Here is an 8,484-nt window from a genome sequence, read left to right on the forward strand (position 1 = left end):
GCAGTGTGTCAGCCAACAAAGATGTCGACTGACACGACGTATTCGCGAGCAAGCTCGCTCCCACAGGGGGATGTAGTTCGGCAGGTAATTCTCATGCAGCTCCGCAATCCACTTAAGCCCGGCCACATTGGCCAGGCACACGACACCTGTTGGGAGTTTCACATGGCAAACGCCTCCAGCACTTACCGCAAGGCACTCGAAGGTCAGCAGCAACCGAAAAAGGTGCTGGTGAAAGTCGATCGTGTCACCAAGAAGTTCGACGAAACCGTGGCCGTGGACGATGTGTCCCTGGAGATCCATCAGGGCGAAATCTTCGCGCTGCTGGGCGGTTCCGGTTCGGGAAAATCGACTCTGCTGCGCATGCTCGCCGGTTTCGAGCGGCCGACCGAGGGGCGGATTCTGCTCGATGGCGTGGACATCACCGACATGCCGCCGTACGAACGACCGATCAACATGATGTTCCAGTCCTACGCGCTGTTCCCGCACATGACCGTGGCACAGAACATCGCCTTCGGCCTCAAACAGGACCGTTTGCCGGCCAGCGAAATCGATGCCCGCGTCGAAGAAATGCTGCGTCTGGTGCACATGACCCAATACGCCAAGCGCCGCCCGCACCAGTTGTCCGGCGGCCAGCGGCAGCGCGTGGCCCTCGCCCGCTCGTTGGCCAAACGGCCGAAACTGTTGCTGCTCGACGAGCCGATGGGTGCGCTGGATAAAAAGCTGCGTTCGCAGATGCAGCTTGAGTTGGTCGAGATCATCGAGCGCGTCGGCGTGACTTGCGTGATGGTGACCCACGACCAGGAAGAAGCCATGACCATGGCCCAGCGCATCGCGATCATGCACCTGGGCTGGATCGCGCAGATCGGCAGCCCGGTGGACATTTATGAAGCGCCGGTCAGCCGCATGGTCTGCGAATTCATCGGCAACGTGAACGCCTTCGACGGCACTGTGGTGGAAGATCTGGAAGGCCACGCGATCATTCACAGCCCCGACTTGCAGCAGAAGATCTATGTCGGTCACGGCGTCAGCACCTCGGTGCAGGACAAGTCGATCACCTACGCCATCCGCCCGGAAAAAATGCTCGTCAGCACCACCCAACCGGAGTTCCGCTACAACTGGTCCGAAGGCAAGGTCCACGACATCGCCTACCTCGGCGGCCATTCGGTGTTCTACGTCGAGCTGCCCGGCGGCAAGATCGTCCAGTCGTTCATGGCCAATGCCGAACGCCGTGGCGCGCGGCCGACCTGGGACGACAAGGTCTACGTCTGGTGGGAAGACGACAGCGGCGTGGTGCTGCGCTCATGAGAACTTTCAATCAGCAATTCTTGCGCCTGGTGCCCAGCGGACGAAAACTGGTGATCGGCATTCCGTTCATCTGGCTGTTCCTGTTCTTCATGCTGCCGTTCTTTCTGGTGATGAAGATCAGCTTTTCGGAAGCCGCGCTGTCGATCCCGCCGTACTCGGAGATCTACACCTTCGCCGAACAGAAATTCCAGCTGCTGCTGAACATCGGCAACTACACCCTGCTCGGCGAAGACGAACTGTACCTGTCGGCGTATCTCGGCTCGCTGAAGGTCGCGGCACTGAGCACGCTGATGTGCCTGGTGATCGGTTTCCCTATGGCCTACGCGATCACCAAGACCGGCAAGGAAACGCAAAACGTCCTGCTGCTGTTGATCATGATGCCGACCTGGACGGCGATCCTGATCCGCGTGTATGCGTGGATGGGCATCCTCAGCAACAACGGTCTGCTCAACGGGTTCCTGATGTGGACCGGGCTCACCGATCACCCGATCGAGATCCTCAACACCAACACTGCGGTGTACATCGGCGTGGTCTATGCCTATCTGCCGTTCATGGTGCTGCCGCTCTACGCCAACCTGGTCAAGCACGACAACAGCCTGCTGGAAGCCGCGCAGGATCTGGGTTCGAGCAACTTCAACAACTTTTGGAAAATCACCGTGCCGCTGGCCAAGAACGGCATCATTGCCGGCTGCATGCTGGTGTTCATTCCGGTAGTTGGCGAGTTCGTGATCCCGGAACTGCTGGGTGGCCCGGAGACGCTGATGATCGGTCGCGTGCTGTGGCAGGAGTTCTTCAATAACCGCGACTGGCCGGTGGCTTCCGCGCTGGCGGTGGTGATGCTGTTGATCCTGATTGTGCCGATTCTGCTGTTCAACCGCAGCCAGGCCAAAGAGATGGAGGCACGGGGATGAAACGCTTCAACTTTTCCAAATTCATGCTGATCTTTGGCTTGATGTTCATTTATCTGCCGATGCTGATCCTGGTGATCTACTCGTTCAACGCCTCGAAACTGGTGACGGTGTGGGGCGGCTGGTCGATCAAGTGGTATGTCGGCCTGCTCGACAACACGCAACTGATGGGCTCGGTGCTGCGCTCGCTGGAAATCGCCTGCTACACCGCGATTGCCGCTGTGGCACTGGGGACGCTGGCGGCGTTCGTGCTGACGCGGGTGACGCGCTTCAAGGGCCGCACGCTGTTTGGTGGTCTGGTGACCGCGCCGTTGGTGATGCCGGAAGTGATCACCGGTCTGTCGCTGTTGCTGCTGTTCGTGGCGATGGCGCAACTGATCGGCTGGCCGCAGGAGCGCGGCATCGTCACCATCTGGATCGCCCACACCACGTTTTGTGCAGCCTATGTCGCGGTGGTAGTCTCCGCGCGCCTGCGTGAGCTGGATCTGTCGATCGAAGAAGCGGCGATGGATCTCGGCGCCAAACCATTCAAAGTGTTTTTCCTGATCACCATCCCCATGATCGCGCCGTCGCTGGCCGCCGGCGGAATGATGTCGTTTGCCTTGTCGCTGGACGATCTGGTGCTGGCGAGTTTTGTCTCCGGGCCGGGCTCGACGACGCTGCCGATGGAGGTGTTCTCGGCGGTGCGTCTGGGTGTGAAGCCTGAGATCAACGCCGTGGCCAGCCTGATTCTGCTGGCAGTGTCGCTGGTGACTTTCCTGGTCTGGTATTTCGGCCGCAAGGCAGAAGCCAATCGCAAACGGGCGATTCAGGAAGCGATGGATCAGACCGCAAACGAGTCGTGGCAACAGCCGGCAGCGGCGACTGCCTGAGCAACACCGATGAACAACTGTGGCGAGGGGATTTATCCCCGTTGGGCTGCGAAGCGGCCCCTGCAGTTCTACCTGAAGACTCCGTATTCAGGTTTTGCGACTGCTTCGCAGCCGAGCGCGGATAAATCCCCTCGCCACAAGGTTCAAGTGCACCGAGCTTTTGTTTTGTTGAATAAGAAGAAGGGAGTTGTACCGATGAAAATGTTTGGCAGGACTCTGCTGACACTGTCCTTAATGGGCGCGATGGTCATGGGCGCCCAGGCCAACGACAAGGTGCTGCGTGTTTACAACTGGTCCGATTACATCGCGCCGGATACCGTGAAAAAGTTCGAAGACGAGACCGGCATTCGCGTGACCTACGACGTCTTCGACAGCAACGAAACCCTTGAAGCGCGCCTGCTCGCAGGCAAATCCGGCTATGACATCGTCGTGCCGTCGAACAGTTTTCTGGCCAAGCAGATCAAGGCCGGCGTCTACCAGCCGCTGGACAAATCGAAGCTGCCGAACTGGAAGAATCTCAACCCGGTATTGCTGAAAAACGCTTCCGCCAGTGATCCGGACAACGCGCATGCGTTCCCGTACATGTGGGGCTCGATCGGCATCGGTTTCAACCCGGCGAAGGTCAAGGAATTACTCGGCGCCAACGCCCCGACCAACTCCTGGGACTTGCTGTTCAAACCGGAGAACGCGGAAAAGCTCAAAGCCTGCGGCATCAGTTTCCTCGATTCGCCGACCGAAATGCTCCCGGCCGCCCTGCACTATCTGGGCTATCCGGTGAACGACAAGGACAAGGCGCACATCGCCGAAGCCGAAGCGCTGTTCATGAAAATCCGCCCGTACGTGGCGTACTTCCATTCCTCGAAGTACATCTCCGATCTGGCCAACGGCAACATCTGCGTAGCGGTGGGTTACTCCGGCGACGTCCTGCAGGCCAAGGCTCGCGCGGTGGAATCGGGCAACAAGGTGGTGATCGACTACAGCATTCCCAAGGAAGGCGCCGGCAGTTTCTACGACATGGTCGCCATCCCCCGTGATGCGGCGAACGTCGACAACGCCTACCTGTTCATGGACTTCCTGATGCGCCCGGACATCATTGCCGAAGTCACCAACAGCATCGGCTACAGCAACGCCAACGCAGCGGCCACGCCATTGGTGGACGAAGCGATCCGCAACGAACCGGGCTCGTATCCGTCGCAAGCGGTGATGGCGACCTTGTATGCAGTGCCGGATCAGCCGATTGCCACGCAGCGGATCATGACCCGTGGCTGGACGCGGGTGAAGCTCGGCAAATAAGCCCGTCGGGCAACGCTGATCGACTGATCGTTCCACGCTTCGCGTAGGAATGCCTCAATGGACGCTCTGCGTCCGCTTTGGGACGCGGAGCGTCCCGGGCTGCATTCCCACGCGGAGCGTGGGAACGATCAATACAGTGCTGAAAATTTTCCGTTCACGCAGCGCCTTACCACCGCTGCACCCTGATCTGAACGGCCTCACCCGGCTCCCTCGGCTCGGGTGAATTTGCAGGCGCCTTCGGGCGCCTTTTTTTGTCCGTTCAGATCAGCGGCCAGTCCTGCAAAACCCGATAGCGACCCTTGTGCGATTCGAACAGAGCGAAGCGTTCAGCACGCAGAAAGAACTCCGGCGGCGTGCGCGATTCCGGCTCCGGCGCGCGGTACTCCCGCGCCAGTGTCAGGTGCGGGCGGAACTCGTGGGTGGGCTCGTCAAAACCGAACGGCAGCATCGCCTGCTCCAGCGCGTAGACCAGGCGCAACAACGCGGGCGGCGCCTGTTCCGGTGCCAGCGATAGCACACCGGGGCGATGCCAGACCTGCAAGCGATCCAGCGCAATGCGCAACGTTTCGCCGGGAATACGCACACTGCCCGCTGCTTCGCAGACGCCGTGAATCTGCGCCAGCGGCACCGCACCGAGAAACATCAGGGTCAGATGAAAATTATCCGCCGGCACCGGTTTGCCGCTGCGCAGGCCCAGTTCCGCGCGCCACTGGGCGATTGCCTTGCGCTGCGCCGGCGGGCAGTCCAAAGCGAAAAACAGCCGTTTCGACGGTTCATCCCTGCGCACTTCATCCATCATCGCCCTGCCCCCCATATCGTCATGATCGCGCCGATTCTACACAGCCTGTTCTGACGACTCGCGACAGGAAGCTATAGTTCAAGGATTGCCATCAACCGGAGGCTGCCATGCGCGAGATCCTCAGCAAAGAACCCTGGTGGGCCCGGCCACCGCATCCCGGACAGGACGAAAGCGAACTGGAATGGGGCTGGCTGGTGCATTACAGCGAAGGCGAACCGCGCTTCGAATTCGTTCGTGAGAGGCCCAGCGACGAGCAGATCCGCAACCGCAAAAGTTGCCGGGTCACCCCCTCGCCCGAATGAATAGAGCCCGTGAGCACTAATCCTGTGGGAGCGAGCAGGCTCGCTCCTTGGGTCATGCATTGATCAGTGGGGTTGGGTGTCGCCGGCGGCGGTGTCGATGCTGACAACCACTGACATCCCCGGCCGCAAGCGTTCTTCTTCCTGCTGATCGGGATCGATGGTGATGCGCACCGGCACGCGCTGGGCGATCTTGACGAAGTTACCGGTGGCGTTGTCGGCCTGCAGCAAGGCAAATTCCGAGCCGGTGCCCGGCGAAATATGCTGCACGTGGCCGGTGAATCTGCGGTGGTTCAAGGCGTCGACGGTGAAGCGCACCGGTTGCCCGACACGTACGTTGGCCATCTGGGTTTCCTTCATGTTGGCGATCACCCATTTCTGGTCCGGGACCAGCGCCATCAATTGCGCGCCGGAGTTGACGTAGGCGCCGAGGCGCACGCCAATCTGCCCGAGCTGGCCGTCGCGCGGAGCCACGATCCGCGTGTTCGACAGATCGATGCGCGCCAGTTGCACCGCTGCTTCGGCACTGGCCACGGCGGCCTCCAGCGAGCCGCGATTGACGATCACCGTTTGCAGATCCTGCCGGGCGATTTCCAGATTGGCCTTGGCCTGCGCCACAGAAGCCGTGCTCTGCGCGTTGGCAGCGAGAGTCACGTCGAATTCGCGCTTGGACACCGAGCCGTCGCGCACCAGTTCCTGATTACGCCGCAGATCCGCCTCGCTCTTGCGCAACTGCGCCTGGCTGTCGGCGAGCACCGCCTGACGCAATTTGATCGTCGCTTCGGCGCTGTTGCGCTGCTGCACGACGTTGGCCAACCCGGCTTTCTGTACCGCCAGTTGCGCCAGCGACTGGTCGAGGCGCTGCTGATAAATGCGGTCGTCCAGACGCACCAGCAGGTCCCCGGCCTTGACGTACTGGAAGTCCTGCACCGGCACCTCGAACACATAGCCGCTGAGCTGCGGCCCGATGATCGTCACCTGCCCGCGAATCAAGGCGTTTTCGGTGGTTTCGACCGCACTGCTGAATGGCGGCAGTTGCCACGCATACAGCACGATCAGCACGCCAACGATGGCGATTGCGGCAAAGCCCAGCGAAGAAATGATCCGCACCCGCAGCGAACGCGGCGCGGTATTCGGTGACGATGGCGGCGCCTCCCCTTCAGGTGTGGCGGCGATGGCGTTGGTGGTTGTGGTGGTCGGTTCGGTCATGAAGAAGTGGCACCGCTGGGTGGTACGGAAGGTGTCGGCTCAATGGCTTTGGTGGTGCTCATCAGCCACAACGCGCGAATCGAAAGCCAGATCATGGTCAGGACGGCAATGACCGCGATCAGCATGAAGACATCGTTATAGGCCAGCACGTTCGCTTCGCGTGTCGCCGCATTGGCGAGGCTGCGCATGCCGGCCAGATTGCGCAAGCTCGGGTCGGCGAGCAAACCGCCGAAGGCCGAGCCGCCGCTCTGCACCCGCGCGGCCACCAACGGGTCGGAAATCACCAGATGATCGACGATGTGGCTGGAATGGTACTTCTCCCGCACGATCTGAAAAGTGCCGAGCAACGCCGCGCCGAGCAGTCCGCCGAGGTTATTGCAGATCCCGAACAGCACGGAAAAACTCACCAGGTTGCGCGGATTGGTCAGCACGTTACGCGTGCCGAAGACCATGGTCGGGCCGAGAAAAAACGTACTGCCGAACGCCAGCAGGAACTGGCTGAAGTAGAGATTTTGCGGGCGGGTCAGGTTGTTGGAAAAACTGTCCATCACCGAACCGGTGGCCATCAGTGCCAGCGAGATGATCAACGGCATCAGCAAGTGTTTGGGGTCGATGGTCAGTGCGCTGGTGGCAAGCCCGGCGATACTGCCGATCAGCATCACCACATACAGACTGTGCAACTGCTCATAGCCCATGTTCAGGTTCTGCATGAAACCGACCGCGCCGGTGGATTGCTCCGAGGTAACCATGCGAATCAGGGTCACCGCCAGCGCCAGGCGAATCATCGTTCCGCTGCCCAGCCAGCGGGTCATCAACATCGGGTTGCTGCGATTGTGCTCAATGGCCAGGCCCATAATGATCAGCGCGATCGAGCAGGCCAGCGCCACGCCGATCCAGCCCGCCTCCAGCCACCAGTCGATCCGCCCCAGCGACAGCACCGCGCACAACAACGCTACACCCGTGGCGAGGATGACGAAGGTGAGGAAATCGAGTTTTTCAAAGGTTTTGAAGCGGTCACCGGGCGGCAACTTCAGCAGCAACACACAGCCGAGTGACAGCAGGGCCATGCCCAATTCGAACAGGTACAGACCGCGCCATTCGGCGATCTGCAACAGGTCTTCGGAAAACAGCCGCGCAAGCGGTAACGCCAATTGCGACGTGCCGAGGCCGAGCACCAACGCTTTGAGCCGCCACTTCGCCGGGAACGCCTGGACCATGTAATACAGACCCAGCGAGCTCAGCGCCGCACCGACCATGCCGTGGGCAGCCCGCACCGCCACTGCCGAGTTGAGATCGTTGACGAACAAATGGCCGAAGGTCACCAGTGCATACAGCACCAGAAACACTTCGGTGAACGCGCGCAAGCCGAACTGCTGGCGAAACTTCACCAGCAGCAGGTTCATCGATACGTTGGTCATCACATACGCCGCCGGCAGCCAGGCCATCTCCGCCGTGGTCGCGCCGAGCGAGCCTTGCAGGTAAGGCAGGTTGGCAACCACCAACGAGTTGCCCAACCCACCAGTCACCGCCACCAGCACGCCAACCGCCGCATAAGCCAAGCGCTTGGGCGTGGAGTGCAACGGGGTCGATGGGGAACCGGGCAGGCTGGGCTTTTCGTGGGGTTGCCAGTTGCGCGGGGCGTATTTATCCATGGATCGGCCTGGTGCTGGGGGTAGAGGAAGTTTGCCGCAATTTGACGGGCAATACACGACTCGACGGACACTAAGGAACCCGGTGGGAGCGAGCCTGCTCGCGAAAGCGCTGTGTCAGTCGACAACTCCATTGAAGGAAAGTCCGCA

General features: G+C 60.7%; 8 protein-coding genes. 5 read left to right on the forward strand and 3 right to left on the reverse strand.

What is annotated here, in order from left to right:
* Positions 1 to 162: 162 nt before the first annotated feature.
* From potA to QMX86_RS26225, 4 genes are all read left to right on the forward strand, one after another.
* Positions 163 to 1,305, forward strand: a complete 1,143-nt coding sequence (gene potA, locus QMX86_RS26210) for a polyamine ABC transporter ATP-binding protein (RefSeq protein WP_024013333.1) — start codon at positions 163 to 165, stop codon at positions 1,303 to 1,305.
* Positions 1,302 to 2,216: an ABC transporter permease subunit gene (locus QMX86_RS26215; RefSeq protein ID WP_024013334.1), complete on the forward strand. Its 915-nt coding sequence runs from the start codon at positions 1,302 to 1,304 to the stop codon at positions 2,214 to 2,216. The genes potA and QMX86_RS26215 overlap by 4 nt, the downstream gene beginning before the upstream one ends.
* Positions 2,213 to 3,085: an ABC transporter permease subunit gene (locus QMX86_RS26220; protein ID WP_016775182.1), complete on the forward strand. Its 873-nt coding sequence runs from the start codon at positions 2,213 to 2,215 to the stop codon at positions 3,083 to 3,085. The genes QMX86_RS26215 and QMX86_RS26220 overlap by 4 nt, the downstream gene beginning before the upstream one ends.
* Positions 3,086 to 3,280: 195 nt before the next feature.
* Positions 3,281 to 4,378 (forward strand): polyamine ABC transporter substrate-binding protein, encoded by a 1,098-nt coding sequence (locus QMX86_RS26225; protein ID WP_282387089.1) that lies wholly within the window; start codon positions 3,281 to 3,283, stop codon positions 4,376 to 4,378.
* 259 nt (positions 4,379 to 4,637) lie between these two features.
* On the opposite strand, the gene thpR is transcribed toward QMX86_RS26225, so the two are convergent.
* Complete coding sequence (thpR, locus tag QMX86_RS26230; protein ID WP_130929700.1) at positions 4,638 to 5,177, reverse strand: RNA 2',3'-cyclic phosphodiesterase; 540 nt, start codon at positions 5,175 to 5,177, stop codon at positions 4,638 to 4,640.
* 107 nt (positions 5,178 to 5,284) lie between these two features.
* Here thpR and QMX86_RS26235 point away from each other — a divergent pair, with 107 nt between their 5' ends.
* On the forward strand, positions 5,285 to 5,479 hold the full coding sequence (locus QMX86_RS26235) for a hypothetical protein (RefSeq protein WP_024013337.1): 195 nt from the start codon (positions 5,285 to 5,287) through the stop codon (positions 5,477 to 5,479).
* A gap of 63 nt (positions 5,480 to 5,542) precedes the next feature.
* On the opposite strand, the gene QMX86_RS26240 is transcribed toward QMX86_RS26235, so the two are convergent.
* Positions 5,543 to 6,685 carry an HlyD family secretion protein gene (locus tag QMX86_RS26240; RefSeq protein WP_110600944.1) on the reverse strand — a complete coding sequence of 381 codons (1,143 nt, stop codon included), beginning with the start codon at positions 6,683 to 6,685 and terminating at the stop codon, positions 5,543 to 5,545.
* The gene (locus QMX86_RS26245) at positions 6,682 to 8,337 is read right to left on the reverse strand and encodes an MFS transporter (RefSeq protein WP_282387088.1); all 1,656 of its coding nucleotides are present in this window, start codon (positions 8,335 to 8,337) and stop codon (positions 6,682 to 6,684) included. Before QMX86_RS26245 ends, QMX86_RS26240 begins: the two co-directional genes overlap by 4 nt.
* Between the last annotated feature and the right edge of the window lie 147 nt (positions 8,338 to 8,484).

This window comes from Pseudomonas sp. PS01270 (assembly GCF_029959775.1).
Taxonomy (GTDB): domain Bacteria; phylum Pseudomonadota; class Gammaproteobacteria; order Pseudomonadales; family Pseudomonadaceae; genus Aquipseudomonas; species Aquipseudomonas atacamensis.